This window comes from Nocardioides antri, from assembly GCF_008373765.1.
Taxonomy (GTDB): domain Bacteria; phylum Actinomycetota; class Actinomycetes; order Propionibacteriales; family Nocardioidaceae; genus Nocardioides; species Nocardioides antri.
This window is the reverse complement of record NZ_VUJW01000003.1, coordinates 688044-713744: the sequence shown is the minus strand read 5'-3', so window position 1 is coordinate 713744 and position 25701 is coordinate 688044. Positions and strand designations below refer to the sequence as shown.

Below are 25701 nucleotides of genomic sequence, written 5' to 3'. Positions count from 1 at the left end.
CCGAACCCTCTGGCCTGATCAGGCGGCAGGTGTCACCCTTGAGACGTGACCGCATCGGACGCTGTCGACTTCGCCCTGGCCGCCTACCGTGAGGAAGGCGTCTGGCAGGTCGCCGAGCTGACCCACGACCACGTCGCCGACGTGGAGACGCTGGCGTCCGCGCTCCGTCGGTTCCCGGGTGACCACGGCGCCGTCGGCCTGGTCGCGATCGACGAGGACTTCTTCGTCGTCGTTCGGGTGGCCGGTCAGCAGACCCGGGTCCTGCTGTCCGACGTGACCGCCGCGGCGGAGTGGGAGCTCGCTGCCTCGGCCGTGGAGTTCCTGCAGCTGCCGATGCCGGAGGACGAGGACGAGCCGGAGGCAGCCGGCGAGCTCGACCTGCTCGGCGACCTCGGCATGCCCGCGATGGACCTGGCGGCGCTGCTCGACGACGAGGAGCTGTACCCCGACGAGATGCTCTCCGAGGTCGCCCGGCGACTCGGCTTCGGCGAGCTCTTCGACGACGCGGTCTTCACCTCGGCGTGATCCCAGCAGAACGCTGGCGGGAGCCGATGCTTGCCGCCCTCGCCGAGGCGCGTGCCGCGCTCGCAACCGGCGACGTGCCGATCGGTGCCGTCGTGGTGGACGTTGCCGGGACGGTGGTGAGCGCGGGCCGCAACGTCCGCGAGGCCGACGCCGACCCGACCGGCCACGCGGAGATCGTCGCCCTCCGCGCCGCCGCCCGCGACCGCGGTGAGTGGCGGCTCGACGGGTGCACCCTGGTCGTGACCCTCGAGCCGTGCACGATGTGCGCGGGCGCCGCCGTGCTCTCGCGGGTCGACCGGATCGTCCTCGGAGCCTGGGACCCCAAGGCCGGCGCGGTCGGGTCGCTCTGGGACGTCGTCCGCGACCGCCGGCTCAACCACCGGCCCGAGGTCGTGTCCGGCGTGCTGGCCGAGGAGTCGGCCGCGCTGCTGGCGGAGTTCTTCGCCGGCCACAGATGAGGCCGCGGCCGTGCCGCAGGTTCATCAAGGGATGCAGACGGGCATGCACTTCCCTAGCCGAATTCAGCCAGGGAAGCGGCGGTTCGGCTGCATACCTTGATGAACCTGCTCGATTTCAACCGCACCAACCACCTCCGGTAACCTTCCCCGCGGTGGCGTGTCCGAGCGGCCGAAGGTGCATCACTCGAAATGATGTGTGGGGCAACCCACCGTGGGTTCAAATCCCACCGCCACCGCCAGATCCTCCTGGATCAGAACAGCCGGACCCCATGGGTCCGGCTGTTCTGTTTCCGGAAGGTCGACAGGCAACCCCGCCCGCTCCCGCGCGTCTTCACAAGTACAAGCAGACCGCAGGACGAAGGACGAAGGACGAAGAAGTCGACGACATGGGACGTGGACGACGAGGAGTCGTGGGTGCGGCGATCGCGCTCGGGCTGGGACTGGCCGCGCCGGCGTGGGCGGCCGACGAGCCGACGCAGGGCGACGACTCCATCGAGGGACACCCCAACGGGACCTGATCGACGCCCTGGGTGGCGACGACACGATCCACGGCTACCTCGGCGACGACGAGCTGCGCGGTGGCCCGGGGCACGACCGGTGCTGGGCGGGCGCGGCAGCGACCTGCTCCTCGGAGGGGTGGTCGGGACGCGATCATGGGCGGTCCCCGGGGCGACTCGCTCTACGGTCACACCGGGTCGGACGACGACGAGATCTACGTGTCCAACGCCGGCCAGCCGGACGTCATCTTCTGCGACGGAGGATTCGACTGGGTCGAGATCAGCCTCCGGCGGCACGAGCGCCGCGACCCGCTCGACCGGTACGTCGACTGCGAGTCGGTCCACGTCGACCGGGACGGCATCCCGAGCTGACGTGCTGCGACGGACCACGACCCGGACCCACCGAAGTGGGCCCGGGTCGTGGATCCCCCAGATCAGGTCCGGCTACTGCCGGACGAAGTTGGTGCCCCCGCCACCGTGGAGGGTGTCGGCGTCGGGCCCGCCGATGAGGCGGTCGTCGTCGTCTCCGCCGTCGAGGACGTCGGCACCCGCGTTGCCGTTGAGGGTGTCGTTGCCGGCCTCGCCGTGCAGTGCGTCGGCTCCCTCGCCACCGTGGAGGGTGTCGTTGCCGGTGCCTCCGTGCGCGCTGTCGGCGTGCAGGCCGCCGTACGCCGTGTCGTCGCCGTCGCCGCCGGTGAGGTCGTCGAGACCCTCGGCGCCGGTCAGCGTGTCCTGCCCGGCGCCGCCGTCGAGGACGTCGTTGCCGACGTGCCCCTGGAGGGTGTCGTCGTCGTCCCCGCCCTGGAGGTCGTCCACTCCCGCGCTGCCGAGGAGGGTGTCGTTGCCCCCGCTGCCGAGCAGGTCGTCGGCACCGAAGCCGCCGTCGACCGTGTCGTCGCCCGCGCCGCCGTCGATGGCGTCGGCCCCGGCGCTGCCGGACAGCACGTCGGCGCCGTCGCCGCCACCGACCGTGTCGTCGCCCCCGTCGCCGCTGACGGTGTCGTCGTCGGCACCGCCCTCGAGCGAGTCGTTGCCAGGCCCGCCACGCAGCGAGTCCTGGCCGCTGTCACCGCCGACGACGTCCTCGCCGATGCCGCCGAAGACGGTGTCGGCGCCGTCGCCGGCGTTGATCGTGTCGGCACCGCCGAAGCCGCAGATGACGTCGTTGCCGCCGAGACTGTCGATCTCCTCGTCACCGTCGGTGGCCACGATCACGTCGTCGCCCTCGGTGCCCACGATGGGCCCCCCGCCGGCGCCCTTGATCGTGGCCAGCTCGCCGTTGCACTTGGGCGCGCACACGCTTCCGATCATGCTGGTCTCGAGGCTGCACTCGACGACCTCGTAGCTGCGCGTGACCGTGGCGGTGTTGCCCGCGTTGTCCTCGACGCTGCCGGTGATCGTGTGGGAGCCGAGCTGGTCGGACCAGCCGGCCACGCTGCAGCCGTCGACGGTCACGCCGGACGTGACGTCGTCGGCGGTGCAGGTCGGCGCAGCAGGCACGGTCTCCAGGCCGAAGAAGTACGTCGCACCGTCGGCCGGTCCGTCGTCGAGGCCCAGCGACGGGACGGTGCCGTCGACCTTGATGTCGCCGGTCGTCGCCTCGAAGTGGCCGCCGGCGCTGTCGGCGGAGCAGGTGTAGGCCGCCGCGCGCTGGTCGGCAGTGATGCTGACGTCGTCACAGCCGGTGGTCGTGACCGAGTTGCCCGACTCGGCGTCGGTCACGGTCCAGTCCACCGAGACGTTGCCGGTGTACCAGTCGTTGTCACCGTCCGGAGTCGCCGGGCTGACGTCGTAGTCGATCTCCGGCGCGCTGGGGTCGGCGATGCTGTAGGTCGCGGTCGCGTCGTCGCTGAGGCCGCCGCCGTCCGTGTAGGAGCAGTCGGCCGTCTGGGACCCGATCCCGTCCGACGCGTACGTGCCGCTGACCTCGGTGAGGGTCGCGGGGAACGACGAGCTGCCGTCCTCGGTGTCGGTGACGTCGCACATCGCGGTGGGCACGCTGCCCTTGTCGTAGCTGTCGCCGTCGGCGACGCCGGAGACGGTGACCGTCGGCGCGCTGTTGCCCGCGGCCACGCTGACGTCGAACGTCGCAGGCGCCAGGTCGAACGTGGCTCCGGTGGTGTTCACCACCGGGGTGAAGGTGACCTGCGCGTTGCCGTTGCCGACCGGGGTCACGGTGACCGTCGGCGAGGCGCCGCACGACGTGAGCGTGACGGTCGGCGGGGTGGCGATCGCGACCAGGGGGGCCGATGAGGTCACCGCCAGGGTCAGCGTCTGGCCGTTGTTCTGGTTCAGGTTGCACCCGCTCTTGCCGTCGCCGTTCTGCGGTGTGACCGAAAGGGTGGTGGTGCCGTTGGCGCCTCCGGCCGTGAGCGTCATCGTCTCCGCTGCCGCGTCGACGGTGTCGTCGAGGTCGTTCGAGACGTCGTCGGCGAAGCTCGGGGCGGCCAACCCCATGAGCAGCACCGGGGCCGCGGTGACGGCGGCTAGTCGTGTGAGTCGCATTTTGCTCCCTCTCCCCAGGGTCGAGCGGCAGGGTTCCCGCTCGGGTGGCGCATCCGCGGTGGGCCGCGGCTGCTTTCGGCTCCGAGGCTCGCGGAGGGGAAAGCGGCCCGCACCGGGTTCCGCGCCGTTGAGCGTTCAACCGTCTAAGCGACCCGTAACCCGGGCGGGGTGAGCGGGGCGAGGGTGGGTGTGACCCAGGTCCTCAGTGGCCTGGATCACATTCCCTCGCTGACAAAGCCGGCGACGCTGTAAACATCTACCTGTACAACGTGTACAGCTAACTAAGGGCAGCGTTGCCCGGTGAGGCGGTAGAGCGGATGCTGGCATACGAGCGGTTCGGAGCCGGAGAGCCCCTGGTCCTGGTCCACGGGATCAGCCACCGCCGGCAGGCGTGGTACCCCGTCGCCGAGCGGCTGGCCGAGCAGCGCGAGGTCATCCTGTTCGACCTCCCCGGCCACGGTGAGTCCCCGGAGCTGGTGACCGACGGCCGCTCGGTGAAGGACGTCCTCCAGGACGAGCTGATCGCGCTCTTCGCAGAGCTCGACCTCGACAGCCCCCACATCGCCGGCAACTCGCTCGGCGGCCGGATCGCGCTCGAGGCGGCCGCCGACGGCCTGGTGAGCAGCGCGACCGGCCTCTCGCCCGCCGGGTTCTGGAAGGGCGACCTCGACTTCCTCTACATCCGCGCCCACTTCGCCGCGCTCCAGACCTCCGCCCGGATGGCCATGCCCGCCGCGCCGACGCTCGCCCGCTCCGCCTTCGCGCGCAAGGTGCTGCTCGGCTCGCTGATGACCCACGGCGACCGCGTCGACGCCGAGCACTTCCTCGGTGACCTCCACTGCATGGTGGCTGCCCGACCCGCACTGCGCCGGATCATCCGCGAAGGCGTCCCCTTCGACAGCGACATCGCCGCGGACATCCCGGTGACGATCGCGTGGGGCACCAAGGACCGGGTGCTGATGCCCTACCAGGGCCGGCGCGCGCGCAAGCAGATGCCGGAGGCCGAGCACGTCTGGCTCGACGGCAGCGGTCACGTCCCGATGTCCGACGACGTGGACGGTGTCGTCGACGTGCTCCTTCGCGGCTCGTCGCACGGCCTGCGCGCGACCGTCGCCGACGTCGCCTGACCTGCCCCAGGGGAGACCGTGAAAGACACCCACGACCTCGACGTCCTCATCGTCGGCGCCGGCGTCTCCGGCATCGGCGCCGCGTGCCACCTCGTCCGCGAGGGGACCGGCAAGTCCTTCGCCATCCTCGAGCGACGCGCGGCGGTGGGCGGCACCTGGGACCTCTTCACCTACCCGGGCATCCGGTCCGACTCCGACATGCTGACCTTCGGCTACAACTTCCGGCCGTGGGCCGGCACCAAGGTGCTGGCGGACGGCCCGAGCATCAAGAAGTACGTCGCCGACACTGCCGACGAGTACGGCGTCACCGAGCACATCCGGTTCGGCCGCCGGGTCGTGAAGGCGAGCTGGTCGACGGAGGCCGGCCGGTGGACCGTCGAGGTCGACACGCAAGACCCGGGCTGCGGTCGCGAGACCTACACCAGCCGGTTCCTCGTCGGGGCGACCGGCTACTACGACTACGACAGCGGCTACCGTCCCGCCTTCCCCGGCGAGGAGGACTTCCGCGGACAGGTCGTCCACCCCCAGTTCTGGCCCGAGGACCTCGACCACGCCGGCAAGCGGGTCGTCATCATCGGCAGCGGGGCGACCGCGATCACCCTGGTGCCTGCGATGGCGACCGGTGCGGGCGCGGCGGAGCACGTCACGATGCTGCAGCGCTCGCCGTCGTACGTCATGCCGGTGCCGGAGACCGACCCGGTCGCCTCGCCGCTGGCGAGGCTGCGGGTGCCCCAGCGCGTGATCTACCGAAGCGGGCGGATCCGCAACATCCTCCTCCAGCAGGCGGTCTACAAGCTCTGCCGGGCGCAGCCGGCGCTCGCCCGTCGGCTGCTGCTCGCGGGGGTCCGCGCCCAGGTCGGCCCGGACGTCGACATGGTGCACTTCACCCCGTCCTACGACCCGTGGGACGAGCGGCTCTGCGTCGTGCCGAACGGTGACCTGTTCCGGGTGCTGCGCCGCGGTGAGGCGTCGATCGTGACCGACCACATCGAGAGGTTCACCGCGACCGGCATCAGGCTGAAGTCCGGCGAGGAGATCCCGGCCGACATCGTCGTCAGCGCGACCGGCCTGCAGATCCAGATCGCCGGCGGCGCCGAGATCGAGGTCGACGGCGTGCCCGTCGACACCCGCGAGCGGATGCTCTACAAGGGCGTGCTGATGGAGGGAGTGCCGAACTCCATGTTCGTGATCGGCTACACCAACGCGTCCTGGACGCTGAAGGCCGACCTCGCGAGCGAGTACTTCTGCCGGCTGGTCAAGCACATGGACGCGCACGGCCACGACCAGGTGGTCCCCGTGGCGGATGCCGACGACCGCACCGACGTGTCGGTGATGGGCGACTCGATGCGCGCGGGCTACATCCAGCGCGGCGACGCCGTGATGCCGCGCCAGGGCAAGCGGATGCCGTGGCGGATCCGCAACGACTACTTCCGCGACGCGCCCGCGCTGCGACGCGGCGCCATCGAGGACCCGGTCCTGAAGTTCAGCGTCACCGAATCGACCGCTGCTCCGGCAGCGGCCGCCGTCTGAGGGGAGAGTGGGCATGACCGCAGTGCAGACGTACGAGGAGAAGCTGCAGACCCTGAGCGAGGGGTCGGTCCGGCTGTCGTTCAACGCGTTCAAGGACATCCCGTGGGACGACCCGGCGTACGCCGTCGTCCCCGACGACGAGCGGTGGATCCTGCCGAGCGTCGACCCGCTCGGCGGCCACGAGTGGTACCGGTCGCTGCCGCGGGAGCGGCAGATCGAGATCGGCATGGCCCGGATGGCCAACATCACCAAGGTCGGCTGGCAGTTCGAGAACGTCCTGATCAAGGGCGTCCTCGAGTACCTCATGGACGTGCCGAACGGCAGCCCCGAGTTCCGGTACCTCATGCACGAGGTGACCGAGGAGACCCACCACATCCAGATGTTCCAGGAGTTCGTGAACCGCACGGGCACCGACATCCCCGGGGCGGCGGGCTGGTTCCGGGTCGTGCAGTCGGTGCTGCCGGTGTTCGGCCGCCTCCTGCCGGAGATCTTCTTCACCGGCGTCCTCGCCGGTGAGGAGCCGATCGACCACCTGCAGAAGGCGATCCTCCGGTCCGGCGACGACCTGCACCCGCTGATGGTCCGGATCATGCAGATCCACGTGGCGGAGGAGGCGCGCCACATCTCCTTCGCGCACGAGTTCCTCGCCCGCAAGGCGCCGACGCTGAGCCTGCCGCGCAAGGCACTGCTCTCGGTCGCCTACCCGATCGTGATGCGGGTTCTCTGCGACGTCATCGCCACGCCGTCGCGCGGCTTCATCAAGCACTACGACATCCCCAAGGAGGTCATCAAGGACCTCTACTGGGACGCCCCCGAGTCCGAGAAGCTGCTCCGGGACCTCTTCGCCGACGTCCGCGTCCTGGCGGAGGAGGCCGGCCTGATGAACCGCGTCTCCAAGGTGCTGTGGAAGCGGCTCCGGATCGACGGCCGCCCGGCCCGCTACCGCAGCGAGCCGGCGCCCAAGGCTGCCTAGGAGCCCCATGCCGTACGTCGTCACCCAGTCCTGCTGCAGCGACGGGGCCTGCGTCCTCGCCTGCCCGGTCAATGCCATCCACCCGGCTCCCGGCGAGCCCGGCTTCGCCGAGGCGGAGATGCTGTACGTCGACCCGGTCACCTGTGTCGACTGCGGTGCCTGCGCCACGGCGTGCCCCGTCGACGCGCTGCTCCCGCACACCAAGCTGACCGACGCGCAGCTGCCGTTCGTCGAGCTGAACGCGACGTACTACAAGGACCACCCGCACGCCGACCGCAGCCCGCTCGCCCTCGTCCCGCGGCACCGCGCCTCGAGCACCGAGGGCCTCCGGGTCGCGGTCGTCGGCGCCGGGCCGGCCGGCCTGTACGCCGCCGACGAGCTCCTCAAGCTGCCCGGGGTGGAGGTGGACGTCTTCGACCGGCTGCCGACGCCCCATGGCCTCGCGCGGTACGGCGTCGCGCCCGACCACCCCAGGACCAAGCAGGTCATCGAGCTCTTCTCGAAGATCGAGCGGGAGCCCGGCTTCCGCTACCGGCTCAACGTCGAGGCCGGCACCGACGTGACCATCGAGGAGCTGCGGTCGTCGTACCACGCCGTCATCTACGCCGTCGGCGCCGCGACCGACCGCCGCCTCGGCGTGCCGGGCGAGGACCTGCCCGGCAGCGTGTCGGCGACCGACTTCGTCGCCTGGTACAACGGCCACCCCGACGCCGACGACGCGCGGTACCCCCTCGACTCCGAGCGGGCCGTCGTGATCGGCAACGGCAACGTGGCGCTCGACGTCGCGCGGATCCTCACCGCGGACCGCGGGCGGCTCGCCACGACCGACATCTCCGACCGTGCGCTGCTCGCCCTCGGCGACAGCCGGATCCGGGAGGTCGTCGTCCTCGGGCGCCGCGGACCCGCCGAGGCCGCGTTCACGCTGCCCGAGCTGGTCGGTCTCGCCGCACTGGACGACGTCGACGTCGTGGTCGAGGGCGACGTGTCCGTCACCTCCCTCAAGACCGAGGTCCTCGCCGAGCTCGCGTCCCGCCCGCGGAGGCCCGGCCGACGCCGGATCGTCCTGCGGTTCCACGCCGCTCCCGCGCGGATCGTCGGCGACGAGCGGGTCGAGGGGCTCGAGGTCGTGCGCACCGAGGTCGTCGACGGCCGCGCCGTGCCGACCGGCGACACCGAGCTGGTCGAGGCCGGCCTCGTCCTCCGGGCGATCGGCTACCGGGCGCGGCCCGTCCCCGGCCTCCCGTTCGACGAGCAGCGGGCGCTGGTGCCCAACGACGGCGGCCGGGTCGAGGCCGGGCTGTACGTCGGCGGCTGGATCAAGCGCGGCGCCACCGGCTTCCTCGGCACCAACAAGTCGTGCTCGAAGGAGACCGTCGAGAGGCTGCTCGACGACCTCGACGCGGGGCTCCTGCCCACGCCGACCACGGTGGTGCCGCCCTTCGAGTACGAGGTCGACCACCGCGGCTGGCTGGCGATCGACCGTGCCGAGCGCGCGCTGGGCGAGATCGCCGGACGGCCGCGGGTGAAGCTCACCGACCGGGTGGCGCTGCGCGACGCGACGACACCGGTCCGCGCGGACGCGTTGCGCGGGAGGCTCAGAGCAGGGCGCTGACGCGGGTCCGGCGGGTCAGCCGGATCCCGAGGCCGGTGGCCTGGCTCTGCAGCACCGCCCACACCGACTCGGTGAGCAGACTGGCGAGCACGTCGACCGCCGCCCGCTCGGCGGGATCGGTGTGCACCCACCGGTTGACCGCCCCGTCGATCAGGCCGACCACGCCGAACGCCACCGGCTCGGCCACCGTCGGGTCGGCGCCGGTCTTCGCGGCCGCGGTCTGGAGCAACGTGGTGAGGTGCCGGGCGATCGCGGTCCGGGTGCCGGTGACCACCCGGGAGCCGGTGGTCCGCCGCTTCGTCGATCCGGTGCCGAGGAACTGGTGCAGCAGGGGGTGCCCGGCCACCCAGTCGACGTACGTCGTCACCGCATCGGTCAGCGCCTCGTGGACGGTGCCGCTCGGCGCGAGCTTCGGCGCCATCACGTCCATCAGTCGCACCACGATCTCGGTGCGCAGCTGCTCGTCGAGGTCGTCGCGGTCGCGGAAGATCCGGTAGACGACCGACCGCGGCACCTGCGCCGCGTCCGCGATGTCGCGGACGGCGACCGCACCGCCGTCGCGCGCGACCAGGTCGATGGCGGCGTCGAGGATCCGCTCCCGCCGCTCGGCCTTGTGGTCGTCCCAGCGCGTGGAGCGGCCGTCGGCCGTCGCGGGCGGGGAGGCGTGCGTGGTCATCGACGCCAACATACCTGCGCGAACCCCTTGACTGGACAACCTGTCCAACATAGTTTTCGGAACATCGGAGTTCCTTGGACAAGTTGTCCAAGGTAGTGGTCGCGAAGGTCGGAGGCAGCAGGCGTGAGTGGCAAGGTGTTCGTCGTCGGGGTCGGCATGACGAAGTTCGAGAAGCCGGGCTCCCGGGAGTGGGACTACCCGGACATGGCCCGTGAGGCGGGGTCCAAGGCGCTCGAGGACGCCGGCATCGACTACCGCGAGATCGAGCAGGCCTACGTCGGCTACGTGTACGGCGAGTCGACCTCCGGTCAGCGGGCGCTCTACGAGCTCGGCATGACCGGCCTGCCGATCGTCAACGTCAACAACAACTGCTCCACCGGCTCGACGGCGCTGTTCCTCGCCGCGCAGGCGGTGCGCAGCGGCACCGCCGACTGCGCGCTGGCGCTCGGCTTCGAGAAGATGCAGCCCGGTTCGCTCGGCTCGACGTTCGACGACCGGGAGCAGCCGATGATGCGGCACCTGCTGGCTCTGGCCGAGCTCCAGGAGTTCGCGATGCCACCCGCGCCGTACATGTTCGGCGCCGCCGGCAAGGAGCACATGGAGCGCTACGGCACGACCGCCGAGCAGTTCGCGAAGATCGGCGTGAAGAACCACCGGCACTCCGTCAACAACCCCTACGCCCAGTTCCAGGACGAGTACACCCTCGAGGAGGTCCTGGCTGCGAAGACCATCTACGGCCCGCTGACCAAGCTGCAGTGCTCGCCGACCTCCGACGGCTCGGGTGCGGCGATTCTCGCGAGCGAGGACTTCGTCGACCGCCACGACCTCGCCGACCAGGCCGTCGAGATGGTCGGCCAGGCGATGGTCACGGACATGAGCAGCACGTTCGACGACAGGTCCGCGATCTCGCTGGTCGGCGCCGACATGACCCGCAAGGCGACCGAGAAGGTCTACGCCCAGGCCGGGATCACCGCCGACGACGTCGACGTCATCGAGCTGCACGACTGCTTCTCCGCCAACGAGCTGATCACCTACGAGGCGCTGGGCCTCTGTGGTGAGGGTGAGGGCGGCAAGCTCGTCGACAACGAAGACACGACCTACGGCGGCCGCTGGGTGGTCAACCCCTCCGGCGGTCTCATCTCGAAGGGTCACCCGCTGGGCGCGACCGGTCTCGCCCAGTGCAGCGAGCTCACCTGGCAGCTGCGTGGCACCGCCGGCCAGCGGCAGGTCCCCTCGGCCGCGACCAGGGACGGCGTGGCCCTCCAGCACAACATCGGCCTCGGTGGCGCGGTCGTCGTCTCGGCGTACCGCCCCGCCAACCGCTGACCGCGCCTCCACCCCACCCACCAAGAGAAAGCACCGCCATGGCAACCGTGTCCGTGTCCAAGCACATCAACGTCCCGGTCGAGAAAGGCTGGGAGAAGCTGCTCGACCTTCCCACCTGGGAGGAGTGGCTCACCCTCCACGTCAGCTGGAAGGGCGACCTGCCCACCAGGATCGAGGAGGGCACCCGGCTCACCGAGGTCGTGTCCGTGATGGGCATGGCCAACAAGATCGAGTGGACCGTCGAGGAGCTCGAGGAGCAGAGCCGGGTCAAGATCTCCGGCACCGGCATGGCTGCGGTGAAGGTCTCGATCGACTTCAGCATCAAGCCCGACGGCGACGGCTCCGAGGTGGAGATCGAGGCGGGCTTCAGCGGCGCGATGATCGTCGGCCCGATCGGCACGGCCGTCGGCAAGGCCGCGCAGAAGGACCTCGACGAGTCCATCGACAAGTTCGCCGCGCTCGTCGGCTGACCGCCGGCGCAGGAGGACACCGACATGACCCTCACCCCGGCGGAGTTCGACGCGTCCGCGCTCGGCACCTGGACCGACGAGGAGCGCTTCGACGTCACCGCGGAGCGGATCGCCGAGTACGCCGCGGCCACGAACGACCCGATCGAGCGGCACCTGCGCGGCGAGGTCGCGCCGCCGGTGTTCGCGGTCGTGCCCGTGTTCTTCTCGATGGCTCCGGCCGCGCTGTCCGTCGCCCCCGTGGACCTGCTGATGAAGCTGGTCCACGGGGAGCAGGACTTCCACTTCCACCGGCCGATCGTCGCCGGCGACCAGCTGGTCGTCCGCTCACGGCCGATCGGCTTCGCCAGCCTCGGCACCGGCTCGACGGTGACCGTGCACGCGGAGACCCGCACCGCGGCCGGGGAGCCGGTCAACGACCAGTACCTCACCGCCTTCTTCCGGGGTGTCGGCGCGGGCGAGACGCTGGGCGACCAGGCGCCGGGGCACAGGTACGACGAGGCGCTCCGCGCCGACGCCCCGGTCGCCAAGGTGACCCAGCACGTCGACGCCGACCAGACCTTCCGCTACTCCCCGGCGTCCGGGGACCCGATGCCGATCCACCTCGACGACGAGATCGCGCGGATGGCCGGCCTGCCCGGGATCATCAACCACGGCCTCTGCACGATGGCCTTCACCTCGTGGGCCGCCCTGACCGAGCTCGCCGACGGCCGGGTCGAGCGGCTGCGGCGGTTCGCCGTCCGCTTCGCCAAGCCGGTCCTGCCCGACCAGGACATCGCGACGACCTTCCGGGTCGCCGGGTCCGAGGACGGCACCCCGGCAACCAGGTACTGCTTCGAGACGACCGTCGGCGACGACGCCGTCATCCGCGACGGCCTCGCCGTCATCACCGACTGACCCCTTCGGACAAGGAACACCATGGGAACCCTCGACGGACGCGTCGCCATCATCACCGGCGCGGGCCGCGGCATCGGCCGCGAGCACGCCCTCCTCTTCGCCCGGGAGGGCGCCAGCGTCGTGGTCAACGACCTCGGTGGCGGGAACGACGGCAGCGGCGCCGACAGCGGTCCCGCCCAAGAGGTCGTCGACGAGATCGTCGCTGCCGGTGGCAAGGCGGTCGCCAACACCGACAACGTCGCCAGCTGGGACGGCGCCGCCAACCTGGTCCGGGAGGCGATCGAGACCTTCGGCGGGCTACACGTCCTGGTCAACAACGCCGGCATCCTCCGCGACGCCTTCATCGCCTCGATGGACGAGAGCCAGTGGGACGCCGTGATCGCGGTGCACCTCAAGGGCCACGCCGCGCCGCTCCACCACGCGGCGGCGTACTGGAAGCAGCTGACGAAGGCCGGCGAGACGGTGAGCGCGTCGGTGATCAACACCGCGTCCGCGTCCGGGACGTTCATGCCGAACGCCGGCCAGGCCAACTACGGCGCCGCCAAGGCCGGCATCGCGGCGCTGACCCTGGTCGCCGCCGACGAGCTGGAGCGGTACGGCGTCCGGGTCAACGCGATCGCCCCGATCGCCCGCACCCGGCTGACCCTGGCGACGCCCGGGATGGGCGCCCTCTTCGCCGCCGAGGTGCCCGAGGGGGAGTTCGACGCGTTCGCGCCGTCCAACATCTCCCCGCTGGTGGCTCGCCTTGCCGCCGCCGACTGCCCGCTCACCGGCAAGGTCTACGCCGTCCAGGGGGGCGGCATCTCCGAGCTGGCGGGATGGCACGACGTCAGCACGATCGAGACCGACGGCCCCTGGACCGTCGACATCCTCCGCGACCGGCTCGGGTGAGGCACGCCATGGCACGCACGTCGTACGACCTCGGCATCGGGCTGACCGACGAGCACATCGCGCTCGCCGACGCGGTCCGCTCCTTCGCCGACAGCGCGATCACCTCCGACCTGGTCCGCAAGGACATCGACGCCCGCTCCGCCGACAAGTTCCCGCCCTTCTGGCCGGCGCTGGTCGGACAGGACCTGCTGGGGCTCCACGTGCCCGAGGACATGGGCGGGTCCGGCGGTGGGCTGCTCACGCTGGCCGTCGCCCTCGAGGCGCTGGGCCGCACGGCTGCCCCGGGCCCGTTCGTGCCGACCGTGCTGGCGACGGCACTCTTCGCCGCCGGTGACTGCAAGGCCGACGTCGACCTGCTCCCCGGCCTGCTGGACGGCAGCCGGACCGCGGCCGTCGCTCTGGCGCTGCCCTCGGACGCCGCCGACGCGGCCACCTCGCAGACCGTCAGCGGCACCTACGACGCCGTCCTTGGTGCGGAGCACGCCGACGTGGTCCTGCTGCCCGTGCGGCTCGAGGGCGAGTGCCGGTGGGTGGCGGTCGACGCCGCCGACCTGGCGATCAAGCCCCAGGACAGCATCGACGTGGTGCGCGGCTCCGCCCGGGTCGTCGTCTCCGATCTGCCGCTCGACGCGGGCCGGGTGATCGACCACCTCGACGAGACGCGGGTGCGGTCGATCGCCACCGTCGTCCTCGGTGCGGAGGCGGTCGGCGTCATCTCCTGGTGCGTGAGCACCGCGGCGGAGTACGCCAGGACCCGGGTGCAGTTCGGCCGTCCCATCGGCCAGTTCCAGGGCGTGAAGCACAAGTGCGCGCACATGGCGATCGCGCTCGAGCAGGCGCGCGCCGCGGTCTGGGACGCCGCCAGTGCGATCGACAAGGGCGACGCCACCGCAGACTACGCCGCCGACGTCGCAGCGCTCGTCGTGCCGGAGGCCGCGGTCGAGGTCGCCCAGGACTGCATCCAGGTCCACGGCGGCATCGGCTTCACCTGGGAGCACGACGCGCACCTGTTCTACCGGCGCGCGCTCGCGCTGCGGGCCCTCTTCGGCTCCCGGGAGGAGCGCGCGGCGCGGGTCGCCGACCAGGCGCTGGCCGGCGTCAGCCGATCGCTCGAGCTCGAGCTCCCCGAGGAGGCCGAGGAGATCCGGGCCACGGTGCGCGCCGAGCTCGCCGGGCTCCAGGGCCTCGACGACGAGGAGGAGCTGATGACCCGCCTCGGCGATGGGGGCTGGGTCCAGCCGCACCTGCCGACGCCGTACGGCCGGGCGGCCGGTCCGCTCGAGCAGATCGTCATCGGCCAGGAGCTGGCCGCTGCGGGGATCACGCTGCCGCAGCTGCTGATGGGCGGCTGGGCGGTGCAGGCGATCGTCGCCCACGGCACCGAGCAGCAGAAGCAGGCGCTCGTCGTACCCACGCTGCGCGGACAGGTCGTCTGGTGCCAGCTGTTCAGCGAGCCGGGCGCCGGCTCGGACCTCGCCTCGCTGTCGACCAGGGCGGTCAAGGTCGAGGGCGGCTGGCAGGTCACCGGGCAGAAGGTCTGGACGACGGTCGCGCAGTTCTCCGACTGGGCGATGCTGATCGCGCGGACGAACCCGGACAAGCCGAAGCACGAGGGGATCACCTACTTCGTCCTCGACATGAAGTCGCCCGGTGTCACGGTCCGCCCGCTGCGCGAGATGACCGGGTCGGCGCTCTTCAACGAGGTCTTCCTCGACGACGTCTTCGTGCCCGACGAGCACGTCGTCGGCGAGGTCGACCACGGTTGGGGCGTCGCCCGCACCACCCTCGCCGGGGAGCGCGTCGCCCTCAGCCAGAAGATGGACGCCTACGCCAGCGACAAGGACCTGCTGCGCTTCGCCCGCGGTCGTGAGCTGTCGCCGGTCGCCCGCCACCAGCTCGGCGAGCTGGTCGCCGAGAGCCAGTCCATCGACCTGATCAGCGCCCGGATCGTGCTCAAGCAGCTCTCCGGAGCCGACGTCAGCACCGCCTCCAGCGTCGGCAAGCTGCTCGGCATGGGCATGGGCCAGAAGATCGCGGAGTACGTCGTCGCGACCCTCGGACCCGCCGGTGTCGTCAGCATCCCGGGCGAGCGCTCCGACCACGCAATGGAGCAGCTGATCGCCGGCCGCGCCACGACGATCTACGGCGGCACCACCGAGGTCCAGCTCAACGTGATCGGCGAGCGGATGCTGGGCCTGCCCCGGGACGCGGACCGGTGACCGTCGGAGGCCCGCTCGCCGACCTCCGGGTCGTCGAGCTGACCGGGCTCGCGCCGGCGCCGTTCGGCTGCATGGTGCTCGCCGACCTCGGGGCCGAGGTGGTCCGGGTCGACCGCGCCGGTCCCGGTGGCGACGGGCTGCTGGCGCCGTCCGGCGTCCTCGACCGCAGCCGGCGCTCGATCGCGATCGACCTGAAGACCGACGAGGGCCGCGAGGTGCTGCTGCGTCTCGTCGACGAGGCGGACGTGCTGGTCGAGGGCTACCGACCGGGCGTGGCCGAGCGGCTCGGCATCGGGCCGGAGGCCTGCCTCGAGCGCAACCCCCGGCTGGTCTACGCCCGGATGACGGGCTGGGGACAGGACGGGCCCCTCGCACCCCGCGCCGGTCACGACATCAACTACATCGCGCTCTCCGGGGCGCTCGAGCCGATCGGCACCGCCGACGGCAAGCCGGTCCCGCCGCTCAACCTGCTCGGCGACTTCGGGGGCGGCGGGCTGCTGATGGCGATGGGCGTGCTCGCCGCGCTCCACGAGCGCAGCAGCTCCGGCCGGGGGCAGGTCGTGGACGCCGCGATGGTGGACGGCTCTGCGCTCCTCACTGCCTTCATCCACGGCATGCACCACGCCGGCCTCTGGCAGCAGGAGCGGGGGCACAACATCTTCGACGGCACCGCGGCGTTCTACGACACCTACGCCTGCGCGGACGGACGTTTCGTGGCGGTCGGCTGCGTGGAGCCGCACTTCTACGCCGAGCTGGTGGAGAGGCTCGGCCTCGCCGACACGGACCTCCCGCATCAGTTCGACTTCGACGCGGCCGACAAGCTGAAGGCGCACTTCGCCGAGGTCTTCGCGACCCGTCCCCGGGACGAGTGGGCCGCCGTCTTCGCTGACTCCGACGCCTGCGTGACGCCGGTGCTCTCACCCTTCGAGGCGCACGAGCACCCCCACAACGCCGCCCGGTCGACGTTCACCGTGGTCGGCGGGATCCGGCAGCCGGCGCCGGCTCCCCGCTTCAGCAGGACGCCGGCCTCCGACCCGCGGCCACCGCGCCGTCCGGGTACCGACACCGACGAGATCCTGGGGGAGCTCGGTCTCGACGCTGCCGCTGTCACCCGGCTCCGTGCGTCGGGCGCCGTGGAGTAGCGCCTCCCGCCGCGCGCACGGAGGGGGTGCTGCCCGTCACCGTCGTCTACCCTTCGCCCATGCCGCACGTGCCCCGCGTCCCCGGTCTCGACGGCCGGCAGCTGCGCTGGCAGGACCACAACGAGGAGCGCCGCCTGCACGTGCTCAACGCTGCCGTCGAGCTGATCGAGGAGCAGCCGCTCGGCACCGAGCTCAAGGTCCAGCAGATCGCCGAGCGGGCCGGTCTCGTCCGCACGGTGGTGTACCGCCTCTTCAGCAACCGGGTCGACCTGAACCGTGCCGTCCAGCTGCACATCGTCGGGATGATCCGCGACGTCCTGGACTCCACGATGGTGCTGTCCGGCAGCATCGAGGAGATCATCCACAGCATCGTCGGCGGCTACGTCGAGTGGGTCGCCGAGCACCCCCACCTCCACGAGATGGCGCAGCGCGCCCTCGGCGACGGGCAGCCCGGCGAGCTCGACCGGGCGGTGGACCAGCTCGGCACGGACATCTCCGAGCTCTTCCAGGCCGGGGCGACGCTCCTGGACCACGAGCTCGACGAGGAGCAGCTGAACACCCTGGACCTGCTCGTGGTGGGCCTCCTCGGCCAGGTCCGCGGCAGCGTCAACCAGTGGGTCCGGCGCTCCGACCAGGCGCTCAGCCCCCGCGGCCTCACCAACATGCTCAGCCGCTGGATCTGGTACCAGATCGACGGCCAGGCCCGGGAGATCGGCGTGGTGCTCGACCCGACGGTGCCGGTCGACAGGCTCGCGGCCGGGCGCTCGGGGGTCTAGGAGCGCTCAGCGCGCCCGGGTGCGCTCAGTGCGGTCGGTGGGCTCGCTGCTCTCGGTGCGCTCGCGGCCGAGGCAGACGGCGACCAGCTCGCCGGGGCGCTCGTTGTTGAAGACCGCCCAGCCCTCGTCGAACGTCACGAGCCGCGTGCGGCCGACGGCGTCGCGGATCACCGCGGTGGTGGGGATCACCTCGGGGTTGAACCCGGTGGTGGAGCAGTTGTTGCGCTCCAGCAGCCGGCTGGTCGCCTTGTCCTGGCCGGAGAGGCCGAGGTGCTCCGCAGGCGGCTGCGGGGCGGTGAGGACGCTGACGGCGCCGAGCCCCATCAGGAGGGTCAGGGAGCCGGCGGTGAGCGCCGTGCGGACGGAGGTCGCAGCGGTGATGAGCCAGCTCTTGCGGGCAGCGTCCAACGTCGTCTCCTTTCGCCTCGAGACAGCCTCGATGTCCAGTGCGGCCGATGGCCGCCCCACCCTCGCCCCGGTGGATCCTTCGTTGTCCCACTCAACGACCAGGAGCGCGCCGGGTCACGAGGCAACCCGGGTGACCCGTGCCTGGAAAACCCAGGCAGGATGGGGGGCTATGACCTGGTTCTCCTCCCCGGCGCAGGCCGCCGACCGGCTCGCCGCGGCGGGCTACCTCGCCGACGCAGCCACCGCCACGACCTCGTTCCTGGCCGGCGCGCTGGAGAAGCCGCTCCTGCTCGAGGGACCGGCCGGCGTCGGCAAGACCGAGCTCGCCAAGGCCGTCTCCCGGGCGACCGGGGCGGAGCTGGTCCGGCTGCAGTGCTACGAGGGGCTCGACGAGGCCCGGGCGCTCTACGAGTGGAACTACAAGAAGCAACTCCTAGCGATCCAGGCCTATGGAGCCGCTCGAGCCCAGCGAGGCACCTCGACCGAAGGCAACCCCAGCCACCAAACTCAGCCATGGAACGACCTGGACCACAGCATCTTCACCGAGGAGTTCCTGCTCACCAGGCCGCTGCTGACCGCCATCCGGCGCGACGAGCCGACGGTGCTGCTGATCGACGAGGTCGACAAGACCGACATCGAGGTCGAGGGCCTGCTGCTCGAGGTGCTGTCGGACTTCCAGGTCACCATCCCCGAGCTCGGGACGGTGGCCGCGACGCGGCGGCCGTACGTCGTACTCACGTCGAACGCGAGCCGTGAGCTCTCCGAGGCGGTCAAGCGCCGCTGCCTCTACCTCCACCTGGACTACCCCGACGCGGAGCGGGAGCGCGAGATCCTGCAGGCGCAGGTGCCCGACCTCGACGACAAGATCGCCGAGCAGCTGGTGGCCACGGTCGGCAGGCTCCGCGACCTCGAGCTGAAGAAGGCGCCGTCGATCGCCGAGTCGGTCGACTGGGCGCGCACCCTCATCGCGCTGGAGATCCGCAACCTCGACGAGAAGGCCATCGGCGACACCCTGGGTGCCGTGCTCAAGCACGCGTCCGACCAGGAACGTGCCGTCAAGGAGCTGAGGCTGGACGGCCGACGGAAGCCATGACGCCCGAGACCCCCGAGACCCCCGAAACCTCCGGCCTGCTCGACCGGCACCTCGCCTTCATCGAGGCGCTCCGGGGAGCCGGCCTGTCCGTCTCGCTGGCCGAGGACCTCGACTCGGTCGCCGCGCTGGGCGCGGTGGGCTGGGGCGACCGCACGCACGTGCGGGACGTCCTGGCCGCGACGCTGGTCAAGAAGCAGGCCCAACGCACCACCTTCGACGCGCTGTTCGACGTCTACTTCCCGGCGCTGGTCGGGGACGGGGTGGCGCCCGAGGACGGCGCGCCGGAGGGCGTGCGGGACAACGCGGCCGCGCTCCAGGAGTTCCGCGACCAGCTCGCCGAGGCGCTGGAGAGCGGCGACGAGCAGCAGCTGCGCCGGCTCGCCGCCCAGATGGTCGGCACCTTCGGTTCCATGCCGGGGCGTGGGCCGGGGCTGTCGTCGTGGTCTGCCTACACCGCGCTGCAGCGGGTGGCGCCGCAGGAGCTGGTCGACCGGGTGGTGGGCGGGCTCCTCGGCGAGATGGGCGAGGAGGCCCGGGAGCCGGAGGCGCGTCGCCTCGCCGACCGCCGGGTCGGTGCGTTCACGCGGATGGTGGAGGACGACGCCCGGCGCCGGATCGCCGAGGAGAAGGGGCCGGACCACGTCGCCGACGTCGCCGTCCGGCCCAGCATCGACAAGCTGGCGTTCACCGCGGCCCGGCGCAGCGACCTGGTGGAGATGCGCCGGGAGATCTTCCCGCTCGCGCGCCGGCTCGCCACCCGGCTCACCAAGGAGCACCACGCCCGCCGTCGAGGGGCGCTCGACTTCCGCCGTACGGTCCGGGCGTCGATCGCCACCGGCGGCGTCCCGCTCACCACCCACCACCGCCCGAAGCGCCCCCACCGGACGGACCTGGTGGTGCTCTGCGACGTCAGCGGCTCGGTCGCCAACTTCGCGCAGTTCACGCTGCTCTTCGTCTTCGCCCTGCGCGAGGTCTTCCAGAGCATGCGGGCGTTCACGTTCATCGACCACGTCCACGAGGTCACCGAGCACCTCCGGCCGGGCGCCGACCCGGTCGAGGTGCTCGAGAACCTCGCGGCCGCCAGCAGCTACGCGGCGCTGTGGGGACGGACCAACTACGGCCGGGCGTTCGCCAAGTTCGAGGAGGAGTACGCCGACGCGCTCGGCCCCAAGACCACCCTGCTGATCCTCGGCGACGCCCGCAGCAACTACAGCGACCTCGAGGACGCCACGCTCCGCCGCCTCGCGGGCTCGGTGCGCCGGTCGTACTGGCTCAACCCCGAGCCGCAGAGCAGCTGGGGTGCGGGCGACTCCGCTGCGCAGACCTACCGCGAGATCGTCTCGATGATCGAGTGCCGGAACCTGACCCAGCTCCAGGAGTTCGTCCACGACCTGGCGCTGTGAGGTCCTAGCCGAGGGCTCCGTCCAGGCGGTCCAGCGCGGCCTCGATCTCGGCCGCCGTCCCGGCGAAGCTGAACCTCAGGAAGCGGCCGCCGTCGGCGGTGTCGAAGTCGATGCCGCTCGCCACCGCGACCCCGGTCCGGGCGAGCAGGTCGCGGGCGAAGGCCATCGAGTCGTCGGTGAGGTGGCCGACGTCGGCGTAGGCGTAGAACGCGCCGTCCGCCGGCGCAAGCCGGTCGATCCCGAGCCGCGCGAGGCCGGCCAGCAGCAGCCCGCGGTTCTCGGCGTACCGCCGGACGTGCCCGTCGAGCTCGGCGTACGACGCCGCGTCGAACGCCGCGAGTGCCGCGCGCTGGGCGAGCACCGGCGGGCAGATGCTGAAGTTGCCGGTCAGGACGTCGACCGCGCGCAGCAGGCGGCCGGGCGCGAGCATCCAGCCGAGACGCCAGCCGGTCATCGAGAAGTACTTCGAGAACGAGCCGAAGACGATCGCCTCCCGGCTCGTCTCCCAGGCGCACCGCGCCAGCTTGGCGTCGGCGTACTCGATGCCGTGGTAGATCTCGTCGGAGACCAGCTGGACGCCCGACTCCTCGCACCACCGCGCGATCGCAGAGAGCTCGTCGGGGAGCAGCATCGTCCCGGTCGGGTTGGCCGGGCTGGCGACGACCAGGCCGGCGACGGGGCCGGCGGCGTGCACCTCGGCCAGCTGCTCGACGGACGGCTGGAAGCGGGTCTCCGGCCCGGTCGGGATCTCCACCACCTCGCAGCCGAGCGCGGTGAGGACGTTGCGGTAGCAGGGATAGCCGGGCCGCGCGATCGCCACCCGGTCGCCGGCCTCGAACGCCGCGAGGAACGCCAGCAGGAAACCGCCGCTCGAGCCGGTCGTCACCACCACGTCGTCGGCGGTCACGTCGATGCCGTAGTGCGTCCGGTGGTGGTCGGCGATCGCCGCCCGGAGCTCGACGATCCCGGTCGCCGGCGTGTAGCCCAGCGGGTCGCCCGAGCCCAGCAGCCGCACGGCCTCGGCGTTGACCGGCTGCGGCGCGCCCGTGCTCGGCTGGCCGGCCAGGAGGTTCACCACGTCGCCGTGCGTGCGCTGCCGCTCCGCCGACAGCGCCAGCAGGTCCATCACGTGGAACGGCGGCACGTTCGCGCGCCGCGCGGCGGCCAGGCGGGAGGTCACGTGCCCATCTTGTCAGCGGCGGGTGTCGGCGAGGCTTGCTGTGCGTGCGGCGTGCGTCCCTGCGCGACGCCCGAAGAACGAGCCCTCGCCCAGCTGGGTGCCGGAGCAGTAGCCGGCCGCGTCCTGGGCGATGTTGGACGCGCAGGCGCCTGCGGCGTACAGGCCTCGTACGACGGACGCGTCCTCCCGCAGCACCTCGCCGTCGGCGCTCGTGCGCATGCCGCCGAGGGTGAACCCGGCGTAGAGGGCGGTGCCGAGGGTGAGGTCGTAGACGCCCCACGGGCCGACGGTCTGCGGCGCCAGCCAGTCGGGGTGCTTGTGGAAGTCCGGGTCCTCCCCGCGGGCGGCGTGCTCGTTGTAGCGCGCCATCGTCGCGACCAGCGACCCCTCCGGCAGGCCGAGTGCCGCCTCCATCTCCTCGATCGTCTCGTAGCCGTCCTTGAGCGGGACCAGCGGCATGCGCTGCTCCTCCATGTGCTCGCTGTCGGCGATGAGGTACGCCGCGGAGTCGGGCTGGCGCAGCACGAAGTACGACGTCCGCGCGTGGTAGCTGTCCTCCGCGACGAACCGCTGCCCGAGCTTGTTGACGATCAGGCCCTTCACCAGCGAGGACGGCGGGTAGAACGGCGCGGTGACGAACGGCTCGTCCATGTTCTCGAGGGCAGCGCCGACGGACTGGCCGAGCCTGATCCCGAGCCCGTCGTCGTAGGTCCCGCCGAGCGCGAAGAGCTTGTGGGTCAGTGCGGGGGTGTACTTCTCGAGCATGGCGCGGTTCATCACGTAGCCGCCCGCGGCGACGACCACGGCGCCGGCCCGCACGACACCGGTCTCGTCGAACCTCTTCCAGCCGATGCCCGCGACCGCGCCGTCGTCGGTCACCACCAGGTTCGTCGCGCCGGTCTCGAAGCGGACCTCGACCCCGGCCTCCTCGACCCGCTCCCGCAGCAGGTCCATCACGATCCGGGTGCCCTCGGTGTCGCCCGGGACCGGCACCTTGTGGCCGCGCGGTGCGGGCGGGACCTCGTCGCGGAACGGCCAGACCTTCTCGTTGCCGGTGTACATCAGGCCCTCGGTGCCGGGCTGGATCACCGCCTTGCCGGGGAAGTAGGACCGCTCGAACTCGAAGCCGAGGGACTCCAGCCAGTCGAAGTGCGCGACCGACCCCTCGCAGTAGAGGCGGATCTTCTCCTCGTCGGGGTTCTTGGTGCTGGCGATCAGGTAGCGCGCCATCGCGTCGACGGAGTCCTCGTGGCCCGTCGCCTGCTGCACCGCGGTGCCGCCGCCGAGGTAGAAGTGGCCGCCGGACATGCTCGAGGTGCCGCCGTGGACGGCTGCCCGCTCCAGGAGCAGCACCCGGGCACCGCTGCGGGCCGCCTCGAGCGCGGCGCAGCCGCCGGCGATGCCGAACCCGACGACGACCACGTCGAAGGTCTCGGCGTCCTCCGGGAGATCGTCGACGGGGATGGTCGCGGGGATGGCCAGTCCAGCGGGGTCGGTCATGGCACAAATGTAGAACACGTTTCAGTTTCGGGCGACCCAAGGCCCGCGGCAACGGACCGATAGACTGCGGACCCGCGCCCCGACTCCACCGCCAGCCGAGGTGACATGACCTTCGACGTCGACCAGCTCGACACCTTCTTGCTGGTGGGTTCGGCCGTCACCCTGTTCGCGGTCCTGGCGGTGCGCATCTCCTCGCGCGCCGGCCTGCCCAGCCTGCTCGTCTACCTCCTGATCGGCGTCCTGCTCGGCGAGTCGGTGATCGGCATCGGCTTCGAGAACGCCGAGCTGGCGCACGCCATCGGCTTCGGCGCGCTGGCGATCATCCTGACCGAGGGTGGCCTGACGACGAACTGGCGGGAGACCCGCAGCTCGGTGAAGCTGGGGTTCGCGCTCGCCACCATCGGCGTGACGGTGTCGGTCGCGGTGGTGGCGATCGCCGCCCACTACGTGCTCGGGATGCCGTGGGAGCTGGCGGTGCTGCTCGGTGCGGTCACCTCCCCGACCGACGCGGCTGCCGTCTTCTCCGTGATCCGGGTGGTCCCGCTGCCGCGGAGGATCACCGGCGCCCTCGAGGCGGAGTCGGGCTTCAACGACGCGCCGACGGTCGTGCTCGTCGTCCTGATCTCGACCGGCGCCGCGGCGGACCACGGCCCGCTCGTGCTGGCCGGGATCATCGTGTTCGAGCTCGCGGCCGGTGTGCTCATCGGCCTGGCCGCCGGCTTCGGCGGGGCGTGGATCATGCGCCGCGCGGCCCTGCCGGCGTCCGGCCTCTACCCGATCGCCGTGCTCTGCCTGGCGCTGCTGGGGTACGGCGCCGCGGCCGCCGTCCATGCCAGCGGCTTCGCCGCGGTCTACGTCGCCGCGCTCGTCCTCGGCAACACCGACCTCCCGCACCGGTCGGTGACGCGGTCGTTCTCCGAGGGTCTCGCCTGGCTCGCCCAGATCGGGCTGTTCGTTATGCTCGGCCTGCTGCTGTCGCCGTCCCGGATCACCTGGGAGACCTTGGCGATGGCGATCGGAGCCGGCTTCATCCTGACCGTCATCGCGCGGCCGCTGTCGGTGCTGATGAGCTCGGTCGTGAAGCGGATGTCGCTGCCCGAGCTCGCGTTCCTGTCGTGGGCCGGCCTCCGCGGCGCGGTGCCGATCGTGCTGGCGACCATCCCGCTGGCGGAGGATGTCGACCAGGCCGACCTGCTCTTCGACATCGTCTTCGTGCTCGTCGTCATCGACACGGTGCTGACCGGCCCCACCCTGCCCTGGGTCGCGAAGGTGCTGCGGGTGGCGAGGCGGTCGGAGCCGCGGGACATCGAGCTCGAGGCGGCACCGCTCGACCGCGTCGCCGCCGACATGCTCCAGGTCGCGATCAGCCCCCGCTCCCGCTTGCACGGCGTCGAGATCGGCGAGCTGCGGCTGCCGCCCGGTGCATCGGTCGCACTGATCGTGCGCGAGGGCCAGGCGCTGGTCCCGGAGCGACGCACGGTGCTCCGGCAGGGCGACGAGCTGCTGGTCGTGACCCCGCGCAAGCTGCGGGAGGCGACCGAGCGGAGGCTCCGGCAGGTCAGCGCGGGCGGCCGGCTGGCGCAGTGGCTCGGTGCCGACCCGGCCGGTGAGCCCCGCAGCGAGTGAGGGCCCGGCGCACGCCTTCGCTCACACCGCCGGCGGGCTGCACACGGAGCTGTCGTCCTTGGCCTTGACGCCCTTCTTGCCGTCCTTGACGCCTGGGAATCCCTCGCCGACGACGACGGTGATCCCCGGCTCCGCGGTCGCCTGCTCGACGATCTCGGTCCCGGGGCCGAAGTAGGACTTCAGCAGGGCCGCAGCGGGCCCGTCGGGGTCGGTCGTCCAGATGACCACGCCGCGGTCGGTCGTCGACGCGGCGGTGTTGCCCTCCGTGCCCTCGGCGAAGCCCTTCCGGACGAGCGCGTCCATCGTCTCGCCCGCGAGACCCTCGGTCTTGCTGGCGTTGAGGACGTTCACGAGCACGTTGCCGGGCGTGATCCGGTCCCCGGCGGCGAACGAGGACTCCACGCACGCCGGCTGCTCCTCGGGCTCCGGGAACGGCTCGGTGACCGTCGACCATGCCCAGGCGACCCCGATGACGAAGAGGACCGCGAGCACGGTCAGGGTCACTGCCGACCGGGTACGTGCCTTGCCATCCACGTGGCTCAGTCTTCCACCCGGACGACCCGCGCGTGCAGGACGCTCCGTTGCTGGAGCGCCGCGCGCAGCGCGCGGTGGAGGCCGTCCTCGAGGTAGAGGTCACCGCGCCACAGCACGACGTGGGCGAAGAGGTCGCCGAAGAACGTCGAGTCCTCGTCGAGCAGGGCCGCGAGCTGCAGCGTGTCCTTGGTCGTGACCAGCTCGTCGAGCCGCACCTGGCGCGGCGGCACGGACGCCCACTCCTTGGTGCCCAACCCGTGGTCGGGGTACGGACGGTCGCTCCCGACGCGCTTGAAGATCACGGGGGCCGAGTCTAGGAGGGACCTCCTAGCGACC

General features: G+C 71.7%; 25 protein-coding genes and 1 tRNA gene. 19 read left to right on the top strand and 7 right to left on the bottom strand.

All coding sequences use genetic code 11. From position 1 onward, the window contains the following. Positions 1-45 precede the first annotated feature (45 nt). The 5 genes from F0U47_RS09640 (at position 46) to F0U47_RS21805 (ending at position 1852) form a co-directional block, all read left to right on the top strand. Positions 46-525, top strand: a complete 480-nt coding sequence (locus F0U47_RS09640; RefSeq protein WP_149750055.1) for a tRNA adenosine deaminase-associated protein — start codon at positions 46-48, stop codon at positions 523-525. A gap of 26 nt (positions 526-551) precedes the next feature. After that, positions 552-983, top strand: coding sequence for a nucleoside deaminase (locus tag F0U47_RS09635; protein ID WP_149750054.1), 432 nt, complete (start codon positions 552-554; stop codon positions 981-983). 151 nt (positions 984-1134) lie between these two features. Next, a tRNA-Ser gene (locus tag F0U47_RS09630) sits at positions 1135-1222 on the top strand. Between the two features lie 147 nt (positions 1223-1369). Beyond that, positions 1370-1501 (top strand): hypothetical protein, encoded by a 132-nt coding sequence (locus F0U47_RS22005; protein WP_281290970.1) that lies wholly within the window; start codon positions 1370-1372, stop codon positions 1499-1501. 135 nt (positions 1502-1636) lie between these two features. After that, positions 1637-1852 (top strand): hypothetical protein, encoded by a 216-nt coding sequence (locus tag F0U47_RS21805; protein WP_149750053.1) that lies wholly within the window; start codon positions 1637-1639, stop codon positions 1850-1852. 72 nt (positions 1853-1924) lie between these two features. Here the strand turns inward: F0U47_RS21805 and F0U47_RS09620 are convergent, their stop codons facing one another. Next, positions 1925-3985: a calcium-binding protein gene (locus F0U47_RS09620; RefSeq protein WP_149750052.1), complete on the bottom strand. Its 2061-nt coding sequence runs from the start codon at positions 3983-3985 to the stop codon at positions 1925-1927. Between the two features lie 317 nt (positions 3986-4302). Between F0U47_RS09620 and F0U47_RS09615 the strand changes: the two genes are divergently transcribed. The 4 genes from F0U47_RS09615 to F0U47_RS09600 are packed head-to-tail and all read left to right on the top strand — an operon-like array spanning position 4303 to position 9227. Continuing rightward, positions 4303-5112, top strand: coding sequence for an alpha/beta fold hydrolase (locus F0U47_RS09615; protein ID WP_149750051.1), 810 nt, complete (start codon positions 4303-4305; stop codon positions 5110-5112). Positions 5113-5130: 18 nt separating this feature from the next. After that, the gene (locus F0U47_RS09610; RefSeq protein WP_149750050.1) at positions 5131-6642 is read left to right on the top strand and encodes a flavin-containing monooxygenase; all 1512 of its coding nucleotides are present in this window, start codon (positions 5131-5133) and stop codon (positions 6640-6642) included. 13 nt (positions 6643-6655) lie between these two features. Further along, a complete protein-coding gene (locus F0U47_RS09605) occupies positions 6656-7615 on the top strand; it encodes an AurF N-oxygenase family protein (protein ID WP_149750049.1) in 960 nt (319 codons plus the stop codon). 7 nt (positions 7616-7622) lie between these two features. After that, a complete protein-coding gene (locus F0U47_RS09600) occupies positions 7623-9227 on the top strand; it encodes an FAD-dependent oxidoreductase (RefSeq protein ID WP_149750048.1) in 1605 nt (534 codons plus the stop codon). Here F0U47_RS09600 and F0U47_RS09595 read toward each other — a convergent pair. Then, positions 9211-9903 (bottom strand): TetR/AcrR family transcriptional regulator, encoded by a 693-nt coding sequence (locus F0U47_RS09595; protein WP_223162706.1) that lies wholly within the window; start codon positions 9901-9903, stop codon positions 9211-9213. The two genes, F0U47_RS09600 and F0U47_RS09595, sit on opposite strands and share 17 nt — an antisense overlap. 123 nt (positions 9904-10026) lie before the next feature. Here F0U47_RS09595 and F0U47_RS09590 point away from each other — a divergent pair, with 123 nt between their 5' ends. From F0U47_RS09590 to F0U47_RS09560, 7 genes are read left to right on the top strand one after another with little or no spacing between them, the layout of a single operon-like run. After that, the gene (locus tag F0U47_RS09590) at positions 10027-11229 is read left to right on the top strand and encodes a lipid-transfer protein (protein WP_149750046.1); all 1203 of its coding nucleotides are present in this window, start codon (positions 10027-10029) and stop codon (positions 11227-11229) included. Between the two features lie 38 nt (positions 11230-11267). Then, positions 11268-11699, top strand: a complete 432-nt coding sequence (locus F0U47_RS09585; protein WP_149750045.1) for a type II toxin-antitoxin system Rv0910 family toxin — start codon at positions 11268-11270, stop codon at positions 11697-11699. 24 nt (positions 11700-11723) lie between these two features. Beyond that, complete coding sequence (locus tag F0U47_RS09580; protein WP_149750044.1) at positions 11724-12593, top strand: MaoC/PaaZ C-terminal domain-containing protein; 870 nt, start codon at positions 11724-11726, stop codon at positions 12591-12593. A gap of 21 nt (positions 12594-12614) precedes the next feature. Next, a complete protein-coding gene (locus F0U47_RS09575) occupies positions 12615-13484 on the top strand; it encodes an SDR family oxidoreductase (protein ID WP_149750043.1) in 870 nt (289 codons plus the stop codon). 8 nt (positions 13485-13492) lie between these two features. Continuing rightward, complete coding sequence (locus tag F0U47_RS09570) at positions 13493-15703, top strand: acyl-CoA dehydrogenase family protein (RefSeq protein ID WP_149750042.1); 2211 nt, start codon at positions 13493-13495, stop codon at positions 15701-15703. After that, complete coding sequence (locus tag F0U47_RS09565) at positions 15700-16845, top strand: CaiB/BaiF CoA transferase family protein (protein ID WP_149750041.1); 1146 nt, start codon at positions 15700-15702, stop codon at positions 16843-16845. The genes F0U47_RS09570 and F0U47_RS09565 overlap by 4 nt, the downstream gene beginning before the upstream one ends. Before the next feature lie 59 nt (positions 16846-16904). Next, a complete protein-coding gene (locus tag F0U47_RS09560) occupies positions 16905-17621 on the top strand; it encodes a TetR/AcrR family transcriptional regulator (protein ID WP_149750040.1) in 717 nt (238 codons plus the stop codon). Between the two features lie 6 nt (positions 17622-17627). On the opposite strand, the gene F0U47_RS09555 is transcribed toward F0U47_RS09560, so the two are convergent. Further along, positions 17628-18029, bottom strand: coding sequence for a hypothetical protein (locus F0U47_RS09555; protein WP_149750039.1), 402 nt, complete (start codon positions 18027-18029; stop codon positions 17628-17630). Between the two features lie 169 nt (positions 18030-18198). On the opposite strand from F0U47_RS09555, the gene F0U47_RS09550 reads away from it, so the two are divergent. After that, on the top strand, positions 18199-19122 hold the full coding sequence (locus tag F0U47_RS09550) for an AAA family ATPase (RefSeq protein ID WP_149750038.1): 924 nt from the start codon (positions 18199-18201) through the stop codon (positions 19120-19122). Continuing rightward, positions 19119-20525 carry a vWA domain-containing protein gene (locus tag F0U47_RS09545; protein ID WP_149750037.1) on the top strand — a complete coding sequence of 469 codons (1407 nt, stop codon included), beginning with the start codon at positions 19119-19121 and terminating at the stop codon, positions 20523-20525. Before F0U47_RS09550 ends, F0U47_RS09545 begins: the two co-directional genes overlap by 4 nt. Positions 20526-20529: 4 nt before the next feature. Here the strand turns inward: F0U47_RS09545 and F0U47_RS09540 are convergent, their stop codons facing one another. Together F0U47_RS09540 and F0U47_RS09535 are read right to left on the bottom strand one after the other, a co-directional pair. Beyond that, positions 20530-21705, bottom strand: coding sequence for an aminotransferase class I/II-fold pyridoxal phosphate-dependent enzyme (locus tag F0U47_RS09540; RefSeq protein ID WP_246159542.1), 1176 nt, complete (start codon positions 21703-21705; stop codon positions 20530-20532). 12 nt (positions 21706-21717) lie between these two features. Continuing rightward, a complete protein-coding gene (locus F0U47_RS09535; protein WP_149750036.1) occupies positions 21718-23205 on the bottom strand; it encodes an FAD-binding protein in 1488 nt (495 codons plus the stop codon). 105 nt (positions 23206-23310) lie between these two features. On the opposite strand from F0U47_RS09535, the gene F0U47_RS09530 reads away from it, so the two are divergent. Continuing rightward, a complete protein-coding gene (locus F0U47_RS09530; protein WP_149750035.1) occupies positions 23311-24831 on the top strand; it encodes a potassium/proton antiporter in 1521 nt (506 codons plus the stop codon). 21 nt (positions 24832-24852) lie between these two features. Here F0U47_RS09530 and F0U47_RS09525 read toward each other — a convergent pair whose 3' ends face one another. Together F0U47_RS09525 and F0U47_RS09520 are read right to left on the bottom strand one after the other, a co-directional pair. Continuing rightward, positions 24853-25365, bottom strand: coding sequence for a LytR C-terminal domain-containing protein (locus tag F0U47_RS09525; RefSeq protein WP_188111251.1), 513 nt, complete (start codon positions 25363-25365; stop codon positions 24853-24855). A gap of 5 nt (positions 25366-25370) precedes the next feature. Next, positions 25371-25667 (bottom strand): type II toxin-antitoxin system VapB family antitoxin, encoded by a 297-nt coding sequence (locus F0U47_RS09520; RefSeq protein WP_149750033.1) that lies wholly within the window; start codon positions 25665-25667, stop codon positions 25371-25373. Positions 25668-25701: the final 34 nt, after the last annotated feature.

Bases quoted from the DNA above. Each gene is read 5' to 3' on its own strand.
- F0U47_RS09595 (WP_223162706.1), bottom strand. From the start codon at position 9,903: ATGACCACGCACGCCTCCCCGCCCGCGACGGCCGACGGCCGCTCCACG.
- F0U47_RS09570 (WP_149750042.1), top strand. From the start codon at position 13,493: ATGGCACGCACGTCGTACGACCTCGGCATCGGGCTGACCGACGAGCAC.
- F0U47_RS09620 (WP_149750052.1), bottom strand. From the start codon at position 3,985: ATGCGACTCACACGACTAGCCGCCGTCACCGCGGCCCCGGTGCTGCTC.
- F0U47_RS22005 (WP_281290970.1), top strand. From the start codon at position 1,370: ATGGGACGTGGACGACGAGGAGTCGTGGGTGCGGCGATCGCGCTCGGG.
- F0U47_RS09550 (WP_149750038.1), top strand. From the start codon at position 18,199: ATGACCTGGTTCTCCTCCCCGGCGCAGGCCGCCGACCGGCTCGCCGCG.
- F0U47_RS09575 (WP_149750043.1), top strand. From the start codon at position 12,615: ATGGGAACCCTCGACGGACGCGTCGCCATCATCACCGGCGCGGGCCGC.
- F0U47_RS09545 (WP_149750037.1), top strand. From the start codon at position 19,119: ATGACGCCCGAGACCCCCGAGACCCCCGAAACCTCCGGCCTGCTCGAC.
- F0U47_RS09530 (WP_149750035.1), top strand. From the start codon at position 23,311: ATGACCTTCGACGTCGACCAGCTCGACACCTTCTTGCTGGTGGGTTCG.
- F0U47_RS09600 (WP_149750048.1), top strand. From the start codon at position 7,623: ATGCCGTACGTCGTCACCCAGTCCTGCTGCAGCGACGGGGCCTGCGTC.
- F0U47_RS09580 (WP_149750044.1), top strand. From the start codon at position 11,724: ATGACCCTCACCCCGGCGGAGTTCGACGCGTCCGCGCTCGGCACCTGG.
- F0U47_RS09605 (WP_149750049.1), top strand. From the start codon at position 6,656: ATGACCGCAGTGCAGACGTACGAGGAGAAGCTGCAGACCCTGAGCGAG.
- F0U47_RS09535 (WP_149750036.1), bottom strand. From the start codon at position 23,205: ATGACCGACCCCGCTGGACTGGCCATCCCCGCGACCATCCCCGTCGAC.
- F0U47_RS09560 (WP_149750040.1), top strand. From the start codon at position 16,905: ATGCCGCACGTGCCCCGCGTCCCCGGTCTCGACGGCCGGCAGCTGCGC.
- F0U47_RS21805 (WP_149750053.1), top strand. From the start codon at position 1,637: ATGGGCGGTCCCCGGGGCGACTCGCTCTACGGTCACACCGGGTCGGAC.
- F0U47_RS09615 (WP_149750051.1), top strand. From the start codon at position 4,303: ATGCTGGCATACGAGCGGTTCGGAGCCGGAGAGCCCCTGGTCCTGGTC.
- F0U47_RS09585 (WP_149750045.1), top strand. From the start codon at position 11,268: ATGGCAACCGTGTCCGTGTCCAAGCACATCAACGTCCCGGTCGAGAAA.
- F0U47_RS09635 (WP_149750054.1), top strand. From the start codon at position 552: ATGCTTGCCGCCCTCGCCGAGGCGCGTGCCGCGCTCGCAACCGGCGAC.